The following is a 23,531-nucleotide window of genomic DNA, read 5'->3' as shown; positions in this document are numbered from 1 at the left end:
TCATGGCTGAAATCTCGTACCAGAAAGCGTCTTGCATCTACGAAGGTGCCGGGACCCTCGCTGTCGATTCACTCGATCTCGACATCAACGACGGGGAGTTCATCGTGCTCGTCGGTCCGTCAGGTTCCGGAAAGTCCACGGCCCTGCGCATGTTGGCAGGGCTCGAGGACATCGATTCCGGCGCGATCACCATCAACGGCAAGGACATGACCGATGTCCCGTCCAAGGATCGCGACATCGCAATGGTCTTCCAGAATTACGCGCTGTACCCCAACAAAACCGTCGGGGAAAATATGGGGTTCGCGTTGAAGATGCGCGGTGTGCCCGTCGAGGAGCGTAAGAAGAAAGTGGCCGAAGCGGCCAAACTGCTTGACCTGACGGAATACCTCGACCGCAAGCCGGCCAAGCTTTCCGGTGGTCAACGGCAGCGAGTTGCCATGGGCCGTGCAATCGTTCGTGAACCGCAAGTGTTCTGCATGGACGAGCCGCTCTCCAACCTCGACGCAAAGCTACGCGTCCAGACCCGCACGCAGATCGCGGCGTTGCAGCGTCGTCTCGGAACCACCACCGTCTACGTCACGCACGATCAGGTGGAAGCGATGACGATGGGTGATCGAGTGGCAGTGCTCAAGGGCGGCAAGTTGCAACAATTCGCCTCTCCGACCGAACTTTACGATCGGCCGGCCAATGCGTTTGTTGCCGGTTTCATCGGATCTCCAGGTATGAACTTGGTAACGGCGCCGGTCAGTTCGGGTGGGGTGCGTTTCGGTGACGTCGAGGTTCCGCTGGACCGCGAGCAGATGGCGGCAATCGCCGCGGCCGGTCTGGACTCGGTCACAGTAGGAATTCGACCCGAGCAATTCCAGGTGGTTGCGGCTGGAGACGGAATCGCAGCTCAGATCGACCTGGTGGAGGAACTGGGCAACGAGTCGTACATCTACGCGCACGTACCTGGCACGGAATCCGATCCGATTTCGCTCGTCGCACGCACCGGCGGGCGATCGAAGCTGCAGTACGGCCAGACGCTGGGCTTCGAGCGGGTGGACGGCCTCGTTCACCTCTTCGACCCGGCTACGGGCGAGCGTGTGGGTAGCTGAATCCCATCGCATTCGTGACCTGCTCGGCACCCGAACTCGTTCGTGCCGAGCAGGTCACATCCATCTTCGACTGGTGAGAAGGTTAGGGTCTACCGATGAGTGATACACGCGAACGATCCGTCGTGGTGTGTGGTGAGGGACTGGTTGATCTGGTTCCGGTGGGGGAGAACTTCTCGCCCAAGTTGGGCGGTGGACCGTTCAACGTTGCGGTTGCATTGGGCCGACTCGGATCCGACGTGGGATTCGTCTCTCGCTTGTCCACCGACGCCTTCGGAGATCGGATGATCGACTCGCTGGCCGCGTCCAATGTCGACACAACTGGGGTCGAACGTGGGCCCGAGCCGACAACTCTGGCCGTCGTGAACCTTGCAGCGGACGGAGGTGCGCGGTATTCCTTCTACCTCGAGGGAACGGCGGATCGACAGTTCGCGCTGCCGAAACTTCCCTCTGCCCGGGCATTCTCGTTCGGAACGCTGTCGCTGGTGCTCGAGCCCGGGGCCTCTGCCTACGAAGCTTTGCTGCACGAAGCACACGCCCGCGGTCGACTCACCATGGTGGACCCCAACATTCGTCCGGCGGTGATCTCCGACCCGGACGCGTATCGACGACGGTTTCGTTCGTGGTTGCCCGCCATCGATATTCTCAAAGTGAGCGACGACGACGCGAAGTGGTTGGGTTCGGTCGACGGCGCCGAGTGGCTCCACGAAGGCGTCGGCGCCGTCCTGCTCACCCGTGGTGGTGACGGGTTGCGTTTGATCACCGAGGAACTCGATGTTTCGGTGCCGGCGCCCGCGGTCGACGTCGCGGACACGATCGGTGCGGGCGATACCGTTCACGGAGCCCTGTTGGCCTACCTTGATCGTCACGACGCACTCGACGTCGCTGTTGTGCGTGCGTTCACCGAGGCAGATTGGTCGGCCGCGTTGACCTTTGCCGCACGCGCGGCAGCCGTCACCGTGTCACGTCCCGGGGCGGATCCGCCGTGGTCAAGGGAGTTGGGCCTGCCCGTCTAGCACTGGGGACCACCGCCCTACTGCGAGCGCAGTACGTCGAACTGTCTACCTGTGCACGATGTGCGACGGGGTCGTGTATCGGCACAGTGACACGCATGTCGATATTCCTGTACAAACTCTCGCGACTCGCGTTTCGGCGCCGTTGGGCAATGGTGGGCTTCTGGGTCGTCCTGCTGGTGGCGGGCGGAGTAGGCGCAGCAACGCTGTCCGGTCCGACCGTCAATACGTTGTCGATTCCGGGCACCGAATCACAAGCGGCGCAAGATCTTCTGGCTGAAAGATTTCCGCAATCGTCCACCGACGGAGCCAGTGCTCGCATCGTCTTCGAATCTCCGGCAGGCACGACGCTCACCGATCCGGCGATTCGACAATCCGTCAGTGACTTGGTCTCTGCGCTCGGGAAGGACCCCGAGGTTGCAGCGGTATCGGATCCGTATGCCTCCGGCGGAGTGTCGCCGACTGGGACGATCGGATACATGCAGGTCTCCTATACCGCCGACTCGATCGACTTGCCGGACAGCTCGAAAGAACTGCTCGAGTCCGCCGTCCACGACGCCGCGGATTCAGGGCTGGCAGTCGATGTTGCCGGCAACGTGCTGATGGAAAGCAGTGCCGAATCGATGGGCGAAGTGATCGGCGTCGCGATCGCCGCTGTGGTCCTGACGGTCACTTTCGGTTCGTTGGTGGCAGCAGGGCTTCCCTTGATCAGCGCGTTGATCGGCATCGGCATCGCGATCTGCACGATCACTATCGCAACTGGTTTCATCGAATTGGGTTCGAGCACAACCGTCCTGGCAATGATGCTGGGGCTCGCCGTGGCGATCGACTATTCGCTCTTCATCGTCTCGCGCTACCGCTCCGAACTACGTGACGGACATGATCCGGAAATTGCTGCGGGCCGCGCAGCGGGGACGGCGGGTTCGGCCGTAGTGTTCGCGGGGTTGACGGTGCTCATCGCATTGGCAGGACTGTTCGTCGTGAACATCCCGTTCCTGACGAGCATGGGTCTGGCTGCGGCGTTTGCAGTTGCTGTTGCAGTGGTGATTTCACTGACCCTGCTGCCCGCCACGCTGGGATTTGCTGGATCGCGCGTTCTGAGCCGATCCGATCGTCGCCTGCTTGCGTCCGGTGGTCAGTTGACGCATCGCAAGACGAAGGAAGGCGCAGGCTCGCGATGGGCCAAGTTCGTGATCCGGCGTCGAGTTCCGGTTTTGCTCGCGTCAGTCCTCGGGCTGGGATTGCTGGCGATCCCCACCTTCGGAATCAACCTGAGTTTGGCGAGCCCACCAGTGCCCGACACAACTGCCGCCAGGGCTACCGACCGACTATCCGAGGGGTTCGGTGCCGGGTTCAGCGGTCCGCTCATGGTGGTCGTCGACGTTGCCGACGCCGCAGATCCGGCAGCGGCATTGAGCGGCGCCCAGGAAAAGCTCGGTGCTCTGCCCGACGTAGCGGCAGTGACGCCGCCAGCACTCAATCAGGCCGGCGATACAGCAGTCATCACGGTGGTTCCCTCGAGTGGCCCGGAAACCGAGGCAACAAAGGCGCTCGTCGCAGATATACGTGAGGTCGCCGGATCACTGACCGACGAGACCGGAGCCACGATGTCGGTCACCGGTCAGACAGCGTTGACGATCGACGTTTCGGATCGCCTGGCCGACGCCCTGGTTCCCTACCTCGCATTGGTCGTCGGCCTCGCCTTCATCCTTTTGATGCTGGTGTTCCGCTCGATCTTGGTACCGCTCAAGGCAACTCTCGGATTTCTGCTCTCGATCGGCGCGACGTTCGGTGTGCTGGTCGCGATCTTCCAGTGGGGTTGGTTCGCAGGCATTCTCGGAATCGAAGGCCAAACCGGATCAGTTGTGGCGATGTTGCCCATCTTCATGATCGGCATCGTCTTCGGGTTGGCGATGGACTACCAGGTGTTCCTGGTGACCAGAATGCGTGAAGCGTTCGTCCACGGTGACGGACCGGATGAAGCAGTTGTGAAGGGCTTCGACCAGGGCGCGCGAGTCGTCACGGCCGCGGCGCTGATCATGATCGCCGTTTTCGCGGGCTTCATCTTCGGCGGCGACGCCTTCATCATGCAGATCGGACTCGGACTCTCGTTCGCGGTTCTGTTCGACGCCTTCGTGATTCGTATGACCGTCGTACCGGCCGTCATGTCCCTGTTGGGCTCGAAGGCATGGTGGTTCCCCTCATGGCTGGACCGGTTGGTCCCGAACGTCGATGTCGAGGGGGAGCAGTTGACTGCGCTGCTCGCAGATTCGAAGGAATCCAGTGAACCCACGAGCGACAAGTTGTCGGTGTGACCCGGATACGGTAGATCGATGACCTCGACATCGACGTGGGGTCGATGGTGTGCGGAACACCCGCGCACCATCGACCTGGCACTGACCATCCTCGTGCTCCTTGCCACGTGGACGGCGCACCGCATCGCGCTCGACGGCAATGAGACCCGCGAGGTCACGGTTGTGGGAGTTGTCGTGACAGCTATTGCAGCCGCAACCATCGTGTTCCGAAGGCGCTATCCGTTCTCGGCACTCGCGGTGGCAGTATTTCTCGGCGTTTTGATGATTGCGCTGTCGGCGCCGCCGAATGCCGGCACAGGTTCGGCGGCGATGGTATGCCTCTATTACATTGCCAGCACGAGTGACCGCCGGAAGACCTTTTTCGCAGCGGCAATCACAGTCGGATCGCTGATGCTTGTCACGATTTTCCTCGGAGTAGGAAACAACCTCCTACAGGAAGCGCTGGGGTTGTTGTCTTGGTTGCTGATGGCGAGCTTCGCCGGCGCTGAGGTCCGTTCTCGCCGTGCATATCTGGAGTCCGTCGAAGAGCGTGCGGTGCAAGCGGAAAGAATGCGCGAGGACGAGGCCCGACACCGCGTCGTCGAAGAAAGGATGCGGATTGCGCGAGACCTGCACGACGTTGTCGCGCACCACATTGCCTTGGTCAACCTGCAAGTCGGGGTCGCGTCGCACTTGATCGGGAAAGACCCGGAGAAGGCGACGACTGCACTACGCGGAGTGGAGGAAACGTCCAAGGCGGCACTCGATGAAATTCGGGCCACGGTCGGAGTTCTCCGTGATGCTCAGGACGGTGATCGCTCGATGAAGCCGGCTCCGGGGCTTTCGGATCTACCGGCACTGGTGGATCAATTCGTCAGTGCAGGAATGGAAATCGATGTGCGCGCTGTGGGTTCGCTGCGCCCACTCGGGCCCGCAGTAGATCTCACAGCGTACCGAATTATCCAGGAGGCACTCGTGAATGCGAGCAAGCATGCGCTGCCAGGAGCCGTCACCGTGTCGTTGTCATACGAAGCCGAGGTTCTGATGCTGTCGGTCGAAAACTCCGGAACGGCAGTGCCTTCGACGTCACCACCCGGGTACGGACTGCTGGGAATGAAGGAGAGGGCACAGGCGATGGGAGGCGAGGTCTCAGCAGGATTCCGCGCCGACGGGGGATTTCGTGTGGACGCCCAACTACCGCTTGTCTCGGTGTCCAGGGGTTCGGAGCGTGAGGAGTCGTGAGTATTCGGGTAGTAGTGGCAGACGATCAGGCGCTCTTCCGTCAAACGCTTGCGCTGCTGATAGGTTCGGAAGAGGACATGGAGGTGGTCGCCGAGGCGGCAGACGGAGAGCAGGCATTCCAGGCGGCGCTCGAGCACCGACCCGACGTTGTATTGATGGACATTCGAATGCCAGGCACCAGCGGAGTCGAAGCGACCGCCATGATTGCCGATCATCCGGATTTGACCGACGTGCACGTGATGATTCTTACCACCTTCGAAGTGGATGAGCATGTGGCACAGGCGATCCGGGCGGGAGCCAGCGGCTTCATCGGCAAAGGAATCCGAGCCGAGGATCTACTCGATGCTGTTCGGACGGTCGCAGGTGGGAACTCTTTGCTGTCGCCGATTGCGACCAGCGCGTTGATTTCTCGGTTCCTTTCCACTCCGTCGCGGGCCGACTCGACTTCTGGGATTTTCGGTCAGTTGACCCCACGCGAACTCGAAGTGGTAACCCTCGTTGCCCTCGGGATGTCCAACGACGAAATCGCTGCGGAATTGGTGATCAGCGCGGTCACGGCAAAAACGCACGTGAACCGGGCGATGACAAAACTGGATGTCCGCGACCGCGCGCAACTGGTGGTTCTCGCCTATCAATGCGGTGTGGTGATTCCGGGACGCTCGGTGGATTTACTCGAGAAACTCTTGACTCGAACGGGTGTTCGAGTATGATTTGGGGAGGGGATCGGGGGATTCAATGAGTGTCTTGTCGTCGGATGTGGTGTCTGGTTCTGCGGTGGGGTTACGCGGACGCCTGTGGCGGTTGTCTTCTGCCGAGTTGCGTGAGGCTGCGGTGTCGTCGAGTGCGGAGATTCTGCGCCTGGAAGCGGTGCGGGTGGCGGTGGTGGACGAACTGTCGATGCGTCCGGATGATCAGGTGATTGCCAGCCGTGGAGTCGGGTCATGGTTGGCGGCGAACACGATGCTGCAGGTTCGGGACGGGAAGAAGATCGCCGCCCTGGGCGCAGCGCTGCGGCCGTTTCCCGCGGTAGCAGCGAGATTCGATTGTGGGGATTGCTCGTTCGATCACGCAGTGTTGATCGTGGCGTTCTGCGAATCCCCGCCGAAGGGGATGCCGGACGAGGCGTTACCTCGCTGTATCGACCTGCTGCTTGCGGCAGCCTCGGGGGTGGAGGCGACGACGACTAAGGTGCGGCACGTTATCGCGACCTTGGAGCGCGTTTTCGAATCCGATGAGATTCCGCCCGCCGAAGATGTCGATCGGAACGAACTGCGGATCGCCTCGACCTTGAACGGTCGGGTGGTGGTTCGTGGGGAATTCGACGCCCTCACCGGCGAAATGCTGCTCTCGGCCCTGTCGAATTTGACGATGCCCACCCCGGCACCCGACGGAACCCCCGACGCACGGTCGGCGGCAAAGCGGACCGCGGACGGGTTCACCGAACTGATCCGCCGCTACCTCGACTGCGCAAAAACCGGAACCGACGGCGGCCAACGCCCACACGTGAACGTGCACATCAACGCGCGCGATCTCGCTGAGCATCGGGACTGCGCCGCCGCGCCCTCGAATGGTGAAGAGTCCCCGTCGGATCTCGATGTCGGGCACATGCCATGGCTCGGACCGCTGTCGGTGTCGCAGACGAGGCTTCTCGGGTGCGACTGCTTCCTGTCCACCGTCCTACTCGACGCTCACGGCGCGCCCTTGGATGCGCAACCAGGAAAGAGGTTGGTCACCGCCGAACAACGGACTGCGTTGATTGCCCGCGACAGAGGCTGCGCGTTCCCGGGCTGCACATGCGTGCCAGCCTGGACGGATGCGCACCATATCCGGCACTGGGCGAACGGTGGGCCGACGGTGATGAACAACCTGGTCCTGCTGTGCCGTTCACATCACCGGTTGATGCACCGCAAATCCGAGTTCGTCGGCAAATGGGCGATTCGGATCGGTGTCGACAACAAACCGTGGTTCATCCCGCCGCTCTCGATCGACCCCGGGCAGCACCCACGGCCGGCGAACACCACCTTCAAAACCTGAGGGGCCAAACCTCAGATGCACCAGAACATGCCCAGGCCTGTTTCAGACCCGCTGCTCTGTGTCCGACCGATTGGTGGGAGGTGGAGTCGAATGGTTGCGTGCTTTCGGGGCGGCTCTACTTTCGGGTGCCCGTGTGGCCTGTCCCACTCAGTGGGTCATTATTCCGTTGTTGCCGCGCCGGTTGTGCCAGGTCATTTGGACGTCTGACCTGCAGTGCAAAATCTTTCGTTAGAACACGTTCCAATTTCGCAGATTTGTGGCTATGGTCACAGAGATAGATGCGGGTGTGCGAATGAAAGGGTGAAGTGACGTGAAGACCAAGGGTGCAATCCTGTGGGGCCTCAATGAAAAGTGGTCCGTCGAGGAGATCGAGATCGGTGAGCCGGTAGCCGGCGAAGTTCAGATTCGCATGGAAGCGGCCGGAATGTGCCACTCCGATCACCACATCGTCACCGGCGCGACCCCGATGCCGTCGTTCCCCGTCATGGGTGGGCACGAGGGTTCGGGCGTCATCACCAAGCTCGGCCCGGAGGTCAAGGGTCTGGAGGTCGGCGACCACGTCGTTCTGTCCTTCATTCCGGCTTGTGGAACCTGTCCGGCGTGTTCGGCCGGTCATCAGAACCTGTGTGACCTCGGGATGGGCCTCCTCAGCGGCCAGGCCATCAGTGACGGCACTTACCGGATCCAGGCTCGCGGCGAAAACGTGATCCCGATGTGCCTGCTAGGGACGTTCTCGCCCTACATGGTCGTGAACCAGTCGTCAGTGGTGAAGATCGACAAGGACATTCCGTTCGAGGTTGCCGCACTCGTCGGTTGCGGCGTTCCGACCGGTTGGGGATCGGCAACCCACATCGCCGATGTGAAGCCCGGCGAAGACGTTGTGATCATGGGTGTCGGCGGCGTCGGTATCAGTGCGCTACAGGGTGCAGTTGCATCGGGCGCCCGGTACATCTTTGCCATCGACCCCGTGCCGTGGAAGCGTGAGCAGGCTCTGAAGTTCGGCGCAACGCACGCTTTCGAAAGCGCTGCCGCTGCCATTCAGCCGATCATCGACGCTACGTATGGCCGCATGGCACAGAAGACGATCATCACCGTCGGCGAAATGAGGGGTGAGTACGTCGAAGAAGCGATGATTCTGACGGCAAAGGCCGGCCGTTGTGTCGTCACCGCAATGGGGCACCTGACGGACATGGATGTGAAGCTGAACCTGTTCCTGATGGCGATGCTTCAGAAGGACCTTCAGGGCAACATTTTCGGCGGTGGCAACGCTCGCCAGGACGTGCCGAACCTCCTCGCGATGTACAAGGCAGGCAAGCTGAACCTCGACGACATGGTGACTCGGACCTACACGCTCGAAGGCGTGAACGACGGCTACCAGGACATGTTGGATGGCAAGAACATCCGCGGCGTCATCCGCTACACCGAAGCTGACTGGTGATCGGAAGCGCAACTCTTGTGCCAGTAGTCTGATCGGGTGCCCAGTACTCACAGTCTCGACGTAATCCAGCAGTGGCCGGTCGACAATGCGGCAGCGGTCGTCCTCTCCGGGAAGAATCCCGGTGAGGGCGACCGCATTCGTGGTTTCAGTGGCGACCAGGCGCATGTTTTCCCCCTGGCTTCGGTGACAAAACTGTTGTGCGCCTACGCGATTCTCGTGGCAGTGGAGGAGGGGGCGGTCGAGTTGGATGGGCCGGCCGGGCCTGAGGGGTCGACCGTTCGTCATCTCCTCGCACATGCTTCGGGATTGGCATTCGCCGAACGTGTTGTTCAGGCGCCGGTGGCGTCGAAGCGGATCTACTCGAGTGCGGGGTTCGAGGTGCTTGCCGAGTTGGTTTCCCGGGAGACCGAGATCGAATTTGCCGACTATCTGGCCGAGGCGGTGTTCGCGCCGTTGGCGATGACCAGCGCGGCTCTTGTCGGTCCGGCCGGTCACGGTGCGCAGGCATCGGCAGACGACTTGGCCAAGTTCGCGGCTGAACTGCTCTCGCCGACTCTGGTCTCGGCGCAGACGTTCGCAGAGGCGACAACTGTGCAGTTCCCGGGGCTCAACGGAATTCTTCCGGGTTACGGCTCTCAGCGCCCCAACGACTGGGGGCTCGGATTCGAAATTCGGGGCGACAAGCGTCCGCATTGGACGGGTCTCGAGAACTCGGCCGCTACCTTCGGTCATTTCGGCCAGTCCGGGACGTTCCTGTGGGTCGATCCCACGATCGATACTGCGTGCGTCGTGCTTACCGATCGCGATTTCGGTGATTGGGCCAAGCCTTTGTGGACCGAATTGTCGGATGGCGTGGTCGGTGAAGTTTCGCGGTAGAGCACAAATTTCTCTCCTTCCACTGGCGCAACACGGGTAACACAAGGCACACTGTTCAATCGAGCGTGCTGCACGAACTCGACAGAGGTCGTTGGGGAAGACGTCCCTCGTCGAAGCAGGAGGCTCGAGTGCGCGAAATGAATCAATTCGCGGACGTGACGACTGGTGTGGTTTACATCCACTCGTCGCCCGCGGCGCTGTGCCCGCACGTGGATTGGGCTTTGTCCGCCACGTTGGACAGCCCTGCCAAGCTCAGATGGACCTCACAGCCTGCCTACGACGGGCTTCTGCGTGCGACGACGGACTGGACGGGTCCCGTCGGAACCTGTGCCCGCCTGGTCGACTCGCTACGCGCGTGGCCGATGTTGCGGTTCGAGGTCACCGAGGACCCGAGTCACGGCGTCGACGGCGAACGGTACAGCCATGTGCCCGGTCTGGGCCTGTGGCGCGGATCCACCAGTGCGAACGGTGATGTCGTCGTAGGGGAGATGAAACTGCGGTCCATCATGAATTCCGGTGGAGACATCGCCGCGGAAATCGATCGGGCGATAGGCGCACCGTGGGACGAGGAACTTGAACCCTTCCGGAGTTCAGGCGAAGGTGCCGAAGTGACATGGCTGCGAAGGCGTGTCAGCTGACCGAGGTCCATCCTGAACCCGGAGTGCTCTCGCGGCTTGAACGACAAAGACTTGAATGACAAAGGTGGGCCCCGCCGTATCGGCGAGGCCCACCTTGCTGTCCAGGGTTGTCAGAGCGGAATGTTCTTGTGCCGCGCGCGGACAGATGGTGCAGACGCGAGGGCAGCGGTCACGATGCTGCGAGTCTTCGCCGGGTCGATTTCCTCGTCGACGACGCCGATTTCGACCGCGCGGTCGACGCCGCCCGCGATTGCCTCGTGCTCGGCAGCGAGTCGGTCGTGCAATGCTTCACGCTCGTCGTCCGGTGCAGCTGCGAGGGCCCGCTTGTGCAGGATGCCGACAGCAGCCTTCGCACCCATCACGGCTACTTCGGAGTTGGGCCAAGCGAATACGGCCGTGGCTCCCAGTGCTCGCGAGTTCATCGCGATGTAGGCGCCGCCGTAGATCTTTCGAGTGACGACGGTGACGCGGGGGACCGTTGCCTCGGCGAAGGCGTGAAGTAACTTCGCTCCGCGTCGGACAACGCCTTCCCACTCCATCGAGACGCCCGGCAAATACCCGGGAACATCGACGACGACCACGAGCGGCACGCCAAATGCGTTGCACAGTCGCACGAATCGAGCGGCCTTCTCTGCACTTTCGGAGTTCAGGCACCCCCCGAGTCGCAGTGGGTTGTTCGCAATGACGCCAACGGTGCGTCCGGCCATCCGGCCGAAACCGGTGACGATGCTCCGAGCGTAATTGCCTTGCAGTTCTTCGAAACTCGACTCGCCTTCGACGTTGTCGAGCATTTCGTGAACGATCGGACGAACGTCGTACGCGCGTTTCGCGGAGGCAGGCATCATGGCGCGCAGATCGCTGTCGCCGAGTTCCGCTGCCCGCTGATCGAATTCGCCCTGCTCGCACATCATCGAGACCAGGCGGCGCGCGCGGTGCAATGCGTCGGCCTCGTCGTGTGCGGCGATGTGCGCGACACCCGACTTCTTGGTGTGTGTGTCCGGACCGCCGAGTGACACCATGTCGACCTGTTCGCCGGTGACACTACGAACTACGTCTGGCCCGGTGACGAACACTCGGCCTTCCGGCGCCATGATCACGACATCGGTGAGGGCTGGACCATACGCGGCTCCGCCAGCGGCAAAGCCGAGCACGACGGAAATTTGAGGTATGAGACCCGACGCGCGGACCATGGCCTCGAAGACCAGTCCGACGGCGTGGAGCGCCTCGACGCCTTCAGCCAGACGCGCGCCACCGGAGTGCCAGAGGCCCACGATGGGGGACTCTTCCTCGATAGCGGTATCGATGGCTTTGACGAGGTGTTTGCAACCGTCGACGCCCATGGCGCCACCCATGACAGTGGCGTCGGAGCAGTACGCGATGGTGCGGACGCCGTCGATGTTTCCGGACGCGGCGAGCACACCGGATTTGTCACGGGCGTGGAGCGGCACTGTTGTGCCGGGGTCGAACAGATTTTCCAGGCGCGCAAGAGGATCGCGCGGGTCTGTCGATGATTCGGACTTTGTCACGGGGGCCAGGATGGTCATCGCGTCCTCCTTCAGTACGAGCCTTGGGTGGAACGAAAGGTCGGTGTTGTCCGCGGGTGACGTTGTGTTGCAACGACACCCGCGGACAGATGCAAACCGCGGTTCGGGCTAGGCCCGACCGAAGGCGAGCGCGACATTGTGCCCACCGAAACCGAACGAGTTGTTCAGTGCGAAATCGAAAGAGCCGGTTCGGGGTTCACCCTTGACGACATCGAGATCGATCTCTGGATCCTGGCTGTCAACGTTGAGCGTGGGCGGGATGATCCCGTCACGCACTGCCAGAACCGTGAGGACTGATTCGAGGGCGCCGACAGCGCCGATCGAGTGTCCCAGCGCGGATTTCGGGCCGTACACCGCAGCGTGATTGCCGACCGCTGCGTTGATTGCCTTTGCCTCTGCGATGTCACCGATCGGCGTCGCAGTGGCGTGGGCGTTGATGTGCTTGATGTCGGACTTCGTCAGTCCGGCCATCTCGATTGCTCGGGTCATGGCTCGCGCCGCACCCAGGCCTTCCGGATGCGGTGCCACGATGTGGTACCCGTCCGAAGTGATTCCGGAACCGAGCAGGCGGGCGTGAATCGTCGCCCCGCGTGCCTTTGCGTGCTCCTCGGTTTCGAGGATCATCAGGGCGCCGGCTTCGCCGAAGACAAATCCGTCGCGGTCCTTGTCGAAAGGACGTGAAGCTGCGGCCGGATTGTCGTTGTTGGTGCTCATCGCACGCATCATGGCGAAGCTCGCGATCGGAACGGCGTCGATGAAGCTCTCGACTCCACCAGCCACAACCATGTCCGCGTCACCCATGACAAGCATGCGGTGAGCGTGAGCAATTGCCTCGGAACCTGATGAACATGCCGACACCGGAGTGATGACGCCACCGCGGGCCCCGAGTTCGAGTCCGACCGTTGCGGCCGGTCCGTTGGGCATGACCATCTGCACCGAGAACGGGGACACCTTGCGGTATCCGCCGCCACGGAGCTTGTCGACGGCGTCGATGAGCGTGTCGCCGCCGCCGAGTCCGGTGCCGATGACAACGGCCAGGCGGTCCTGATCGACTTCAGGGCTGCCGGCGTTGCTCCAGACCGTGCGACTCAACGTGAGGGCAAGGCGTTCCACCCAGCTCATCCGTCGAATTTCGACGCGGGACAAGCCCTCGTCCGGTGAAACCTTCAGGTGCCCGCCGATGCGAATGGGAAGGTCGAACTCGTCGATGAACGGGTCATCGAGGATTCCGATGCCGCTTTCGCCGGCGAGTAGCGCCTTCCACGTGCCATCCACATCACCAGCCACCGAGGTCGACGTCGCGAGGCTCGTGACGACGATGTCGGGGAATTTCCCTTTGCGGGTAGAAGCGGAAGTCACGGTCGGCTCACTCTGCGTTCTTGGCTTCGGCGCCTTCGGCTTCGAGCTTCTGGATGTACGCGACGATGTCGCCGACGGTGCGCAGGCCTGCGAGATCCTCGTCGGGGACCTTCACGCCGTACTTGTCTTCGGTCTGAACGGCGATCTCGACCATGGACAGGGAGTCGATATCGAGGTCGTCCACGAAGGACTTGTCAACGGTGACCTCGGAAGGCTCGATACCGGTGACCTCCTCCACGATCTGGCCGAGTTCCGCGATGATTTCTTCCTGAGTGTGGGCCACTGGTGTGGCTCCCTTCTTGATCGATTGAGGTGGGGTGAAACGTCCGGCCGCCGTTCGGGCTGATCGGCCGGGTGGGCGTCCGAGCTAGGTCAGCTCGGACAGTGCGGAGATATCCTCCGGGTTCTTGAGGGCCACCGTCGGTGTGCCACGCATTTCACGCTTGGCAATTCCGACGAGGGTTCCGGCCGGCGGGAGTTCCACGATCGCGCTGACTTCTGCTGTCCGCAACGACGCGGAGCAGAGGTCCCAACGAACGGGGCGGGTTACCTGCGCGGCAAGCTTGGTGAGGGCGTCGGCGCCCGAGGAGACGGGTGCGCCATCCGAGTTGGAAAGCAGCGTGCGCGTCGGATCGGAAGGGGTGATCTTGGCGGCAGCAGCTGCGACGGCGTCCTGCGCAGGCGCCATGAAGCGGGTGTGGAAAGCTCCGGCGACGGGTAGTGCGCGGACTCGGGCCTTTTCGGGTGCGTTTGCTGCGAGTTCTTCGAGCGCGGTGAGCAGTCCGGCCGCCACGATCTGGCCGGCCGCATTGCGGTTGGCTGCTTCCAGCCCGAGTTCTTCGATTCGTGCGAGCACTTCGGCTTCGTCTCCACCGAGAACGGCTGACATGCCCGTGGGCTCGAGCGCACAAGCCTTGGCCATCTCGGCGCCACGGAGGGCGGCAAGCGCGACCGCGTCGTCAGCGGAGATAACACCGGCGACCGCAGCAGCGGCAAGTTCACCCACCGAATGGCCGGCAGCGATGACGTCGGCGCCGAGGAGCCCACGTGATTCGATTTCCTCGTATGCCAGCAGAGCAGCGGCAACGACGAGGGGCTGGGTTACCGAGGTGTCGGTGATTTCTTCGGCGGTCGCGGTCGTGCCGAGTCGGACGAGGTCCAGGCCGGCTGCCTTCGACCACACTTCGAGGCGGTCTTGTGCTCCGGGCAGTGCCAGCCAGGGGCTGAGCATGCCGGGTGTCTGAGAGCCCTGTCCCGGGGCGAGCAACGAAATCACTTATTAAGAGAACACCGCCGCGAGCGACCTGCGAGATGTCGGTCGCGATGAACTCTGGCGAAGTGTTTTGTAGGGTTCCCACAAAATCCCACGTCGCGCTCGGCCATCGAAATTGGACGCTCAGGGGTTACAGGTTTGTTTGTCCGGATGTTAAAGATGTGACTGAAGTAACCGAATTGTTCGATTTGAGATCGATTTGTGTCAATCGGCCCACGGTAGCGGCGATCCGTAGTACATACGCGTCGCGTGGATTCGTTGGATCCCGGCCGGTAACTTCGGCGATTCGCTTCAAGCGGTACCGAACGGTATTTGGATGAACAAACAGAAGACGTGCACAAGTCTCAACCGCACCTCCACAGTCGAGATAACTGTCTAAAGTATCGGTCAAGACTGTGCCGGATTCAGCTAAAGGTGCGACGAGGAAATCGCGAAGAGCCTTCACGGCAGCGGCGTCTCCCAGTAGTGCCCGTTCCGGGAGCAGTTCAGTCGCGAAAACGGGACGAGGTGCGCCGCGCCACCCGGCAACAGCCTTGATTCCCGCCAGAGCTTCGGACGCACTGAAGTGCGCTGCGCTCAACGAGGGTGTCGTCGGGCCGATCACCACCGGCTCGTCGGCGAAACTCATGAGCAGGTCTTGAAGGAATTGGCTGCCTTCCGTCTTACTGCTCAGCTCGCCGCTGACGATCATCACCAGTCGCGGACCCTGCACCACGGCGAGAACAGCGCGCCCGTGCGCGGCGGCAGTCGCGTGGACGGTGCCGGCAACCGAGACCCGCTCGTCCGGCGGGGGAGACCCGACGATGACGGTGGCCGGAGCCGTGGCATCCCAGTTCAAGGTGGCGGCGCGAGAGAGCATGTCCGAGCCGGTGTCTCCCTGCACGACGGCGTCGACGACGAGCGCTTCCAGTCGCGTGTCCAGGGCACCCCGCGACTCGGCAGCGCTTGCGTACACCGTCGCTGCTGCGAAACCGAGTTCACGCCCGTAGCGCAGGACGGCTTCTGTCAGCGCGATCAGCTGCTGATCGTTGCGGGCGAGAGCCGGCAGCCATTTCTCGAAGAACTCCATCGCCACCCGGACCATGTCGACGGTCTGGCGCAGCGTGAGCTGTCGAGCAAGATCCTGAGGGATGACCGGAAACGACTCGTATCCGAAGCTGATCTCCGAGTCGAGTTGCCGCAGCCATTCCAGGAAATTCACCACCGACGTCTGCACCAACAGTTGAACGTCGGCGCGTTGCGAAGCGTCGAGACTGTCGAAGAACGGAAGCTGCTCCTCCATCACGGTCACGGCCTCGGTGGAGAGCCGGCCGGAGAACTGTTTGACGCGGCGGAGCAAGGCTTCTGGAAGTGGATCGCGAACCTGACGACGGCGGGCGAGTACAGCCTGCAACCCGGACGACTGTGGTCGAGTGCGGCGTACGCCCTCTTCGGGTTTCTCGGGATCAGGTTCGGGCATGAGAAAAACCTACGCCCATCGCCGCAGCGGATGTCGAGATGACACCCGCGGCGATGGGCGTAGGTCTGTTTTCGATCGCTGGGACTGTTGCCCTACGACTTAGGCGCTACCGGTGTCCCCGGTCTGCTCGGGAGCAGCATTCACGTCGTCGATGCGGTATCGGCTCGCTGCTTCGACGGCCTTCGACCGCTCGATCGATCCTTCCTTCGCCAAACCGATCAACACGGCAACGACGATGGACTCGGCATCGACGTTGAAGTAGCGACGCGCTGCAGTGCGTGTGTCGGAGAACCCGAACCCGTCCGTACCGAGCGTGGTGTAGTCGCCGGGAACCCACTGACGGATCTGGTCCGAGACCGCCCGCATCCAGTCCGAAGCCGCGACGACAGGGCCTTGGGCCGACGACAACGCCGTGGTGACGAAGGGAACCGGAGCATCCTCGGACGGATTGAGCAGCGCCTGACGTTCGCATTCGACGCCTTCGCGGCGCAGCTCACCCCAGGACGTGACCGACCAGACGTCGGCCGAGACGCCCCATTCGTCGGCGAGCAGCTTCTGCGCGCGCAGCCCCTCGGGCATAGCGACACCGGAGACGAGGATCTGTGCCTTCGGGCCCGATGCTTCGGACGTCTTGTAGAGGTAGATGCCCTTGAGCAAGCCCTCGACGTCGAGACCTTCGGGCTCGGCCGGCTGAACGTACGGCTCGTTGTAGATGGTCAGGTAGTAGAAGATGTTCTCGCCACCGAAACCGTCGACGCCCTCGGTGCCGCCGTACATGCGGCGCAAGCCGTCCTTGACGATGTGCGCCAACTCGTACGAGAACGCGGCGTCGTACGTGACAGCTGCGGGGTTGGTGGATGCCAGGAGCAGCGAGTGTCCGTCGGCGTGCTGGAGACCTTCACCGGTCAGAGTTGTACGACCGGCGGTGGCGCCGAGAACGAATCCCCGAGCCATCTGGTCGGCAGCCGCCCACAGGCCGTCGCCGGTGCGCTGGAAACCGAACATCGAGTAGAAGATGTACAGCGGAATCATCGGTTCACCGTGGGTGGCGTACGACGTGCCGACTGCGGTGAACGATGCCGTCGAACCGGCCTCGTTGATGCCCTCGTGCAGGATCTGGCCGATCGGGCTCTCCTTGTAGGCGAGCATGAGTTCGGCGTCGACGGACGTGTAGAGCTGACCGTTGCGGTTGTAGATCTTCAGCGACGGGAACCACGAGTCCATGCCGAACGTGCGAGCCTCGTCCGGGATGATCGGCACGATTCGCTTGCCGATCTCCTTGTCGCGCAACAGTTCCTTGAGGATGCGCACGATCGCCATGGTGGTGGCGACTTCCTGCTTGCCCGAACCCTTGCGGATGACGTCGTACGTCTTGTCCTCGGGGAGCTTGAGCGGAGCAGCGTCGGTGTTGCGGGAAGGCAGGAACCCGCCCAGTGCTTTACGACGGTCGAGCATGTACTTGATCTCGGGTGCGTCGGCGCCCGGGTGGTAGTACGGAGGCAGGTACGGATCCTTCTCGAGCTCGGCGTCCGAGATCGGGATGTGCTGCATGTCGCGGAACGCCTTGAGATCGTCCAGCGTCAGCTTCTTCATCTGGTGTGTGGCGTTGCGGCCCTCGAAGTGCTTACCGAGGGTGTAGCCCTTGATGGTGTGCGCCAGGATGACCGTCGGCTGGCCCTTGTGTGCCATGGCCGCTGCGTAGGCGGCGTGGACCTTGCGGTAGTCGTGGCCACCGCGCTTGAGGTTCCAGATTTCCTGGTCTGTGAGGTCCTTGACCAGTTCCTTGGTGCGGGGGTCACGTCCGAAGAAGTGATCGCGTACGAACGCGCCGTCGTTGGCCTTGTACGTCTGGTAGTCACCGTCCGGCGTCACGTTCATCAGGTTGACCAGTGCGCCGTCGCGATCGGCGTGCAGCAGCGCATCCCACTCGCGACCCCAGACGACCTTGATGACGTTCCAGCCGGCACCGCGGAAGAACGATTCCAGTTCCTGGATGATCTTTCCGTTGCCGCGGACCGGGCCGTCGAGGCGTTGGAGGTTGCAGTTCACCACGAACGTGAGGTTGTCGAGGCCTTCGGTTGCCGCGACGTGAGCGAGGCCGCGTGACTCGGGCTCGTCCATTTCGCCGTCGCCGAGGAACGCCCACACGTGTTGATCGGTGGTGTCCTTGATGCCGCGGTCGTTGAGGTAGTGGTTGAACCGGGCCTGGTAGATGGCGTTCATCGGGCCGAGGCCCATCGAGACCGTCGGGAATTCCCAGAAGTCGGGAAGCAGCCGTGGGTGCGGGTAGGACGGCAGTGCGCCGCCGAAGTCGGCGTGGGACTTCTCCTGGCGGAATCCGTCGAGCTGTTCCGCGGGGATCCGGCCCTCGAGGAAGGCGCGTGCGTAGATGCCGGGGGAGGCGTGACCCTGGATGAAGATGTGGTCGCCGCCGCCGGGATGGTCCTTGCCGCGGAAGAAGTGGTTGAAGCCGACCTCGTACAACGCTGCCGAGGATGCATAGGTCGAGATGTGACCGCCGACGCCGACGCCCGGTCGCTGAGCGCGGTGGACCATGATCGCGGCGTTCCAACGGATCCAGGCGCGATAGCGGCGCTCGACCTCTTCGTCACCGGGGAACCACGGCTCGTTTTCGGTCGGAATCGTGTTGACGTAGTCGGTCGAAGTGAGCGCGGGGAGTGCGACGTGCTTCTCGCCGGCGCGTTCGAGCATGCGGAGCATGAGGTAGCGGGCACGCGTGGGTCCGGATCGATCCAGAAGTCCGTCGAATGATTCGAGCCATTCGGTGGTCTCGTCCGGATCGATGTCCGGCAGGTACGACGCAACACCTTCGCGAATGACGCGAACGCGACCGTCGGTTCCCCCCGGCGTATTCGACGCGGGCGAACCCGACTCGCCGGCGGCGCCGGAATCGGCGTTCTGCCCGGACGCGGGACCCTGGATCAGGTCAGACAACGTGTGCTCCTCATTGGTTTGGGGACGCGTGGTGGGGCGTCCTTACATAGGTGATCGAGGCCTTGTTAGGTCCGACGCACTTCCATCGTGAATATGGCGCGTACCTCATCTTTCACCATCCCGGTCGGTCCGGCACACCTCGCCTCTGGTTACTCTCGGGTAGCGTTTTTCGGCGTGACGCAGGGTGTGATGGTTCCCCGTAGTCACAGGCTTGGGGGATCGATCGGAACGTATGAAGGGGTGGGAAAAAATAAACAAAGAAATGAATTACGGCAGGGTCGGGGCGTGGGTCTCGGTCGGATCGATCGCAGTGGGACTGTCGGTGATCGTGGGATGTTCGGCGGCGGTGACCGGATCGGCAGTACCCAATGAAGCGCACGTGGCTGCATACCAATCCGAGGTGAGTATTTCGATGGCCGCCGCGTCCTCGTCGAAAGCGGCGGCAGATGCGGCAGAGGCGGCGTTCGCGATCTGTGAGGAAGCGGTCTCTCGATCGAAAAACGACGTGGTCGCGTTCAACGCCTATGTCGACGCCGGAAATCATGGTGAGACCGACCTGAGAGCCGAAGCAAGCGCTGCTGCTTCGTCGGCCAGGGACACCGCCTCGTGGTTCGACTCGGTCGCGAGTGAACTTCCGGCGCAACTTTCCGGACTGTTCGCCGAATTGGCCGCGAACCTACGTTCATCTGCTGTCGTGATCGAGAGTGATCATTCGGCCGATGAAATCAATTCGATCAGCGATACGAGCAATTCGATTCGCAGGTCGATCTTCGATGAATGTGGATCCCTGTGACCTGCGGTAATCCGCAGGCGTAAGGTTCGCCGTGTGTCAGAAGACGATCTTTGGTGAAAGTTTTCGGCGTGGTCGGCTTGCGCTAACGCCTCAGACCATGTTCGCTTTCCCTAATTGATCGTCAAACGGTAGGTGTGCGGGGTCGCCACACACCATCAACAAAAGGAGGACCCCACCGTGGTCGCCGCGGCGGATGCCCAGAACTACGCTCAGAAACTCGGGATTACCACTGACATGGTGGTGCAGGAACTGGGCTGGGATGAGGATACCGACGACGGCATTCGTGCCGCGGTTGAGGAAACCATCGGCGGGGAAATGCTCGACGAGGATTCCGACGAGGTCATCGACGTCGTGCTGCTGTGGTGGCGCGACGAGGACGGTGACCTGGTAGATGCCTTGATGGATGCCATCGGGCCCCTCGCCGACGAAGGCTTCGTGTGGGTTCTCACTCCCAAGACCGGTCTCGACGGACACGTCGAGCCCAGCGAGATCGCCGAATCGGCGCCGACTGCCGGCCTGACGCAGACATCGGCAGCCAACCTCGGTGACTGGTCGGGAAGTCGACTGGTTCAGCCGAAGGCTCGTCCGGCCAACAAGCGCTGACCCGGTCCTTTCCGCACTTTCCCAAGGAATCGCACATGCCTCTCGAAGTTGGTGCCCAGGCACCGGATTTCACCTTGAAGGACCAGAACAACCAGGAAGTCTCGCTAGCAGATTTCCGCGGTAAGAAGAACGTTCTGCTGGTCTTCTATCCGTTGGCCTTCACCGGGACTTGTCAGGGGGAACTCTGCAAGGTCCGTGACGAGCTTCCGAAGTTCGAGAACGACGACACCGCCATTCTCGCGATTTCTGTCGGTGCTTCGCCGACTCACAAGATCTGGTCAGCTGAGCAGGGATACACATTTCCCTTGCTGTCGGACTTCTGGCCGCACGGTGAGGTCGCTCAGAAGTACGAGGTGTTCAACGACAAGTTGGGCTTCGCGAATCGTGGCACCTTTGTCATCGACAAAGACGGAATCATTCGTTTTGCCGAGATGAACGGCCCCGGAGAAGCCCGTGACCACGGACTTTGGGCAAACGCGCTTGCCGCGCTAGAGTCTTAGAGCACTCCCGGTGAGGGTCTCACCGGGAGTTCGGGCGTGTAGCTCAGTGGTAGAGCTCTGGTTTTACACACCAGCGGTCGGGGGTTCGAAACCCTCCGCGCCCACCGAAGAATTCAAGCCCCGATCTGCGTCGACGCAGATCGGGGGTTTTTCGTTTTCGACAACGAATTGTCCGCAATACGCCATTCTGGACGCATGTCCAGTTCTGTGATCGAAGTAGCCGTCGACCCGACGCGCGTGCATCCCACCCGTCCGCACATACACATCGCCGAGATGCCCAGTCTCAGTGTTGCGTTGTTCGCGGGGCAGACGATCCGGGTTCGTTCCCAGAGCGACGCACTGGCGACCGGGATTGCCCGTGTCTGGGAAATCAACCGAATGCACCGCTTGATCTACCTGACGATCGACTGGGACGGGTAGAGATCGGCTCGTGCAGACACGTGACGGTTGGCCAGAGAACGAGCGTCGCTGCTACAACTACGCTCGTGCAGATTTCGGTTCGTTCGTCCCAGTCTCGATTCAATGCGCGAGCTGCCGGGCTTCTCCTCGGCTTCGTCGCGGATCGGGTCTTCGCCGATCCGGGGCGGTTCCATCCGGTTGCCGGCTTCGGAACCGCGGCCATCGCGCTGCAGAAGATGTCCTACCGGGACTCGCGCGCGGCCGGAACACTTCATGTCGCCGTGCTCTTGGCCGGCACCGCAGGATTTGGGCTCGCAGCCGAAACAGCGTCGCGCCGGGCCGGTTGGGTGGCCGTCACGGGTACGACAGCGATGGCTACCTGGGCTGTGCTCGGCGGGACGTCGCTTGCACGCACCGGCATCGACATGGCCGCTCGATTGGAGGCGTCACAGGTCGATGGTGACCTGACGAAAGCGCGTGAGCTACTTCCTTCACTCTGTGGACGCGATCCATCGGTGCTGGGCGAGGAGGGCCTCACGCGTGCAGCGCTGGAGTCGGTCGCCGAAAACACCTCGGATGCAAGCGTCGGTGCAATGTTCTGGGGTGCAATTGTGGGCGTGCCGGGTCTGTTCGTCTACCGCGCTGCCAACACACTCGACGCGATGATCGGCTACCGCTCCGAGAAATACCTCAGATTCGGGTGGGCTGCGGCGAGGTTCGACGACCTGGTCAACATCGTCCCCGCTCGGCTGACCGGTGCGCTGACGGCTGCGTGTGCACCGGTGGTGGGCGGCTCGGTTCAGGAATCACTGGCAGCGTGGAAACGCGACGCAGCGGCTCATCCAAGCCCCAATGCGGGCGTCGCGGAAGCGTCGGCGGCAGGGGCGTTGGGCATTTCGTTGGGTGGTCGGACCGAGTACGCGCACGGGGTGGAGATGCGTCCCGTCCTCGGCCGCGGGCCTGTGCCGACGCCGAACGATCTGCGCCGCGCGGCGAGGCTTTCGTCGGCGGTGCAGATCAGTGCAGTTGTGGTGTCAGCGGGTATTTCAGCGGGTATTGCCGTATCGATCGGCAAGTTTGGCTTCCTGCGCCGTGAGCGGCACTGATTCCGGCTCCGGCTTCTTGCGACGGCTGAAGGTACGAGCCGGTTCGGCGGGGGGTGCGGCAGGCGCGGACACTGCCGCTTCCGGGGTCGTCTCGGTAGCGGCGTCGTCCGCTGCGAAACCGTCGACAGCTGCTTGAGCTGCCTTCTCCTTGCGACGTTCGCGCCACTCCGCGCGAATGAAGTAGGCCAGTCCGAGCGGCGCCATGATGCCGAACGCCAGCCACTGGAACCCGTACGAGAGATAGGGACCTGCATCGAGTTGGGGGAGAGGGATCGTCCCCAGGCCGCCGGGCTGGTCGGGTTCGAGTTGGATGTACGCGTCGATGAGGTCCGTTCCGATGAACTCGCCGATAGGTTGTGCGTCGATCGAGTAGACCTGTTTCGCGCCGTCCTCGAACATCGGAACTCGGCCGGGCGCGGTGCCTTCCGACAGACGCACGCGACCGTTGAGAGTGACCGGATCGGTCGGCGGCGCGGCGATGGGCGGTGCCTCGGCGCCGTTGATCGGCCGAACGTATCCGCGATTGACGAGGATCGTGCGACCGTCGTCCAGGCGGAAAGGCGTCAGGATCTCGTACGACGGTGCGCCCTCGATGGACTGCAGTCGAACGAGGATGTCGGCGTCCGGCAGATAGGTGCCTGCCGCGGTGATGTTTCGCCATTCGTCGTCCGGTGCGATCGTCGAATCGGCGATGACATCACCGATCGGCACGGTCTCCGCGTTGATCGAGTTCGAGATCAGATCATTGCGGTGCTCGGTCTTCGTGTTCTTGCCGAGCTGCCACGGAGCGAGCACGGTGAAGCACAGGTAGGCGAAGAGCCCGACCACAGCTGCCAGTACCAACCAACCGGGCCGCAACAGGAATTTCAGTCTTCGCACACGTCCACGGTATCCGTTGCCCGAACGGGAGT

The 23,531-nt window shown here is 62.4% G+C and carries 21 protein-coding genes and 1 tRNA gene; 15 read left to right on the top strand and 7 right to left on the bottom strand.

Annotation, left to right across the window (positions count from 1 at the left end):
• Positions 1-2: 2 nt before the first annotated feature.
• From ACBG85_RS17345 to ACBG85_RS17305, 9 genes are all read left to right on the top strand, one after another.
• A complete protein-coding gene (locus tag ACBG85_RS17345) occupies positions 3-1,097 on the top strand; it encodes an ABC transporter ATP-binding protein (RefSeq protein ID WP_125051414.1) in 1,095 nt (364 codons plus the stop codon).
• A gap of 95 nt (positions 1,098-1,192) precedes the next feature.
• The gene (locus tag ACBG85_RS17340; RefSeq protein ID WP_042921922.1) at positions 1,193-2,110 is read left to right on the top strand and encodes a carbohydrate kinase; all 918 of its coding nucleotides are present in this window, start codon (positions 1,193-1,195) and stop codon (positions 2,108-2,110) included.
• A gap of 95 nt (positions 2,111-2,205) precedes the next feature.
• Complete coding sequence (locus ACBG85_RS17335) at positions 2,206-4,422, top strand: MMPL family transporter (RefSeq protein WP_372024144.1); 2,217 nt, start codon at positions 2,206-2,208, stop codon at positions 4,420-4,422.
• 18 nt (positions 4,423-4,440) lie between these two features.
• Positions 4,441-5,643, top strand: a complete 1,203-nt coding sequence (locus tag ACBG85_RS17330) for a sensor histidine kinase (protein WP_372024142.1) — start codon at positions 4,441-4,443, stop codon at positions 5,641-5,643.
• A complete protein-coding gene (locus ACBG85_RS17325; protein WP_217017324.1) occupies positions 5,640-6,353 on the top strand; it encodes a response regulator transcription factor in 714 nt (237 codons plus the stop codon). Before ACBG85_RS17330 ends, ACBG85_RS17325 begins: the two co-directional genes overlap by 4 nt.
• Positions 6,354-6,378: 25 nt before the next feature.
• Complete coding sequence (locus ACBG85_RS17320; RefSeq protein ID WP_372024140.1) at positions 6,379-7,677, top strand: DUF222 domain-containing protein; 1,299 nt, start codon at positions 6,379-6,381, stop codon at positions 7,675-7,677.
• A 310-nt stretch (positions 7,678-7,987) separates the two neighbouring features.
• Positions 7,988-9,115 carry an NDMA-dependent alcohol dehydrogenase gene (locus ACBG85_RS17315; RefSeq protein ID WP_007735481.1) on the top strand — a complete coding sequence of 376 codons (1,128 nt, stop codon included), beginning with the start codon at positions 7,988-7,990 and terminating at the stop codon, positions 9,113-9,115.
• Positions 9,116-9,151: 36 nt separating this feature from the next.
• The gene (locus ACBG85_RS17310; RefSeq protein WP_007735479.1) at positions 9,152-9,991 is read left to right on the top strand and encodes a serine hydrolase; all 840 of its coding nucleotides are present in this window, start codon (positions 9,152-9,154) and stop codon (positions 9,989-9,991) included.
• A gap of 128 nt (positions 9,992-10,119) precedes the next feature.
• Entirely contained in the window at positions 10,120-10,629 is a 510-nt protein-coding gene (locus ACBG85_RS17305) for a DUF3145 domain-containing protein (protein ID WP_003941617.1), read from the top strand.
• Between the two features lie 110 nt (positions 10,630-10,739).
• Here the strand turns inward: ACBG85_RS17305 and ACBG85_RS17300 are convergent, their stop codons facing one another.
• The 6 genes from ACBG85_RS17300 to aceE all read right to left on the bottom strand — a co-directional run bounded on the left by ACBG85_RS17300 (position 10,740) and on the right by aceE (position 19,219).
• Complete coding sequence (locus ACBG85_RS17300) at positions 10,740-12,173, bottom strand: acyl-CoA carboxylase subunit beta (RefSeq protein ID WP_003941597.1); 1,434 nt, start codon at positions 12,171-12,173, stop codon at positions 10,740-10,742.
• A 108-nt stretch (positions 12,174-12,281) separates the two neighbouring features.
• On the bottom strand, positions 12,282-13,532 hold the full coding sequence (locus ACBG85_RS17295; protein ID WP_003941591.1) for a KasA/KasB family beta-ketoacyl-ACP synthase: 1,251 nt from the start codon (positions 13,530-13,532) through the stop codon (positions 12,282-12,284).
• A 7-nt stretch (positions 13,533-13,539) separates the two neighbouring features.
• Positions 13,540-13,815 (bottom strand): meromycolate extension acyl carrier protein AcpM, encoded by a 276-nt coding sequence (gene acpM / locus ACBG85_RS17290; protein WP_003941649.1) that lies wholly within the window; start codon positions 13,813-13,815, stop codon positions 13,540-13,542.
• Between the two features lie 84 nt (positions 13,816-13,899).
• Positions 13,900-14,808 carry an ACP S-malonyltransferase gene (locus ACBG85_RS17285; protein ID WP_064689135.1) on the bottom strand — a complete coding sequence of 303 codons (909 nt, stop codon included), beginning with the start codon at positions 14,806-14,808 and terminating at the stop codon, positions 13,900-13,902.
• 127 nt (positions 14,809-14,935) lie between these two features.
• Positions 14,936-16,264, bottom strand: coding sequence for a CdaR family transcriptional regulator (locus ACBG85_RS17280; protein WP_003941635.1), 1,329 nt, complete (start codon positions 16,262-16,264; stop codon positions 14,936-14,938).
• Between the two features lie 99 nt (positions 16,265-16,363).
• On the bottom strand, positions 16,364-19,219 hold the full coding sequence (gene aceE / locus ACBG85_RS17275; RefSeq protein ID WP_042445740.1) for a pyruvate dehydrogenase (acetyl-transferring), homodimeric type: 2,856 nt from the start codon (positions 19,217-19,219) through the stop codon (positions 16,364-16,366).
• 262 nt (positions 19,220-19,481) lie between these two features.
• On the opposite strand from aceE, the gene ACBG85_RS17270 reads away from it, so the two are divergent.
• From ACBG85_RS17270 to ACBG85_RS17245, 6 genes are all read left to right on the top strand, one after another.
• Positions 19,482-20,012 (top strand): hypothetical protein, encoded by a 531-nt coding sequence (locus tag ACBG85_RS17270; RefSeq protein WP_372024135.1) that lies wholly within the window; start codon positions 19,482-19,484, stop codon positions 20,010-20,012.
• A gap of 177 nt (positions 20,013-20,189) precedes the next feature.
• Positions 20,190-20,615 (top strand): DUF3052 domain-containing protein, encoded by a 426-nt coding sequence (locus tag ACBG85_RS17265; protein WP_003941575.1) that lies wholly within the window; start codon positions 20,190-20,192, stop codon positions 20,613-20,615.
• A 35-nt stretch (positions 20,616-20,650) separates the two neighbouring features.
• Complete coding sequence (locus ACBG85_RS17260) at positions 20,651-21,115, top strand: peroxiredoxin (protein WP_003941619.1); 465 nt, start codon at positions 20,651-20,653, stop codon at positions 21,113-21,115.
• A gap of 32 nt (positions 21,116-21,147) precedes the next feature.
• Positions 21,148-21,219 (top strand) — tRNA-Val (locus ACBG85_RS17255).
• 91 nt (positions 21,220-21,310) lie between these two features.
• Positions 21,311-21,535 (top strand): hypothetical protein, encoded by a 225-nt coding sequence (locus tag ACBG85_RS17250; protein ID WP_050656439.1) that lies wholly within the window; start codon positions 21,311-21,313, stop codon positions 21,533-21,535.
• Between the two features lie 65 nt (positions 21,536-21,600).
• Positions 21,601-22,620 carry a cobalamin biosynthesis protein gene (locus ACBG85_RS17245; protein WP_372024132.1) on the top strand — a complete coding sequence of 340 codons (1,020 nt, stop codon included), beginning with the start codon at positions 21,601-21,603 and terminating at the stop codon, positions 22,618-22,620.
• On the opposite strand, the gene ACBG85_RS17240 is transcribed toward ACBG85_RS17245, so the two are convergent.
• The gene (locus ACBG85_RS17240) at positions 22,561-23,499 is read right to left on the bottom strand and encodes an SURF1 family protein (RefSeq protein WP_372024130.1); all 939 of its coding nucleotides are present in this window, start codon (positions 23,497-23,499) and stop codon (positions 22,561-22,563) included. The two genes, ACBG85_RS17245 and ACBG85_RS17240, sit on opposite strands and share 60 nt — an antisense overlap.
• Between the last annotated feature and the right edge of the window lie 32 nt (positions 23,500-23,531).

It is taken from the genome of Rhodococcus sp. NyZ502, from assembly GCF_041464245.1.
Lineage (GTDB): Bacteria > Actinomycetota > Actinomycetes > Mycobacteriales > Mycobacteriaceae > Rhodococcus_F > Rhodococcus_F qingshengii.
This window is presented reverse-complemented; position numbering and strand designations above follow the sequence as displayed.

Bases quoted from the DNA above. Each gene is read 5' to 3' on its own strand.
- ACBG85_RS17300 (WP_003941597.1), bottom strand. From the start codon at position 12,173: ATGACCATCCTGGCCCCCGTGACAAAGTCCGAATCATCGACAGACCCG.
- ACBG85_RS17260 (WP_003941619.1), top strand. From the start codon at position 20,651: ATGCCTCTCGAAGTTGGTGCCCAGGCACCGGATTTCACCTTGAAGGAC.
- ACBG85_RS17270 (WP_372024135.1), top strand. From the start codon at position 19,482: ATGAATTACGGCAGGGTCGGGGCGTGGGTCTCGGTCGGATCGATCGCA.
- ACBG85_RS17320 (WP_372024140.1), top strand. From the start codon at position 6,379: ATGAGTGTCTTGTCGTCGGATGTGGTGTCTGGTTCTGCGGTGGGGTTA.
- ACBG85_RS17345 (WP_125051414.1), top strand. From the start codon at position 3: ATGGCTGAAATCTCGTACCAGAAAGCGTCTTGCATCTACGAAGGTGCC.
- ACBG85_RS17340 (WP_042921922.1), top strand. From the start codon at position 1,193: ATGAGTGATACACGCGAACGATCCGTCGTGGTGTGTGGTGAGGGACTG.
- ACBG85_RS17335 (WP_372024144.1), top strand. From the start codon at position 2,206: ATGTCGATATTCCTGTACAAACTCTCGCGACTCGCGTTTCGGCGCCGT.
- ACBG85_RS17250 (WP_050656439.1), top strand. From the start codon at position 21,311: ATGTCCAGTTCTGTGATCGAAGTAGCCGTCGACCCGACGCGCGTGCAT.
- ACBG85_RS17330 (WP_372024142.1), top strand. From the start codon at position 4,441: ATGACCTCGACATCGACGTGGGGTCGATGGTGTGCGGAACACCCGCGC.
- ACBG85_RS17280 (WP_003941635.1), bottom strand. From the start codon at position 16,264: ATGCCCGAACCTGATCCCGAGAAACCCGAAGAGGGCGTACGCCGCACT.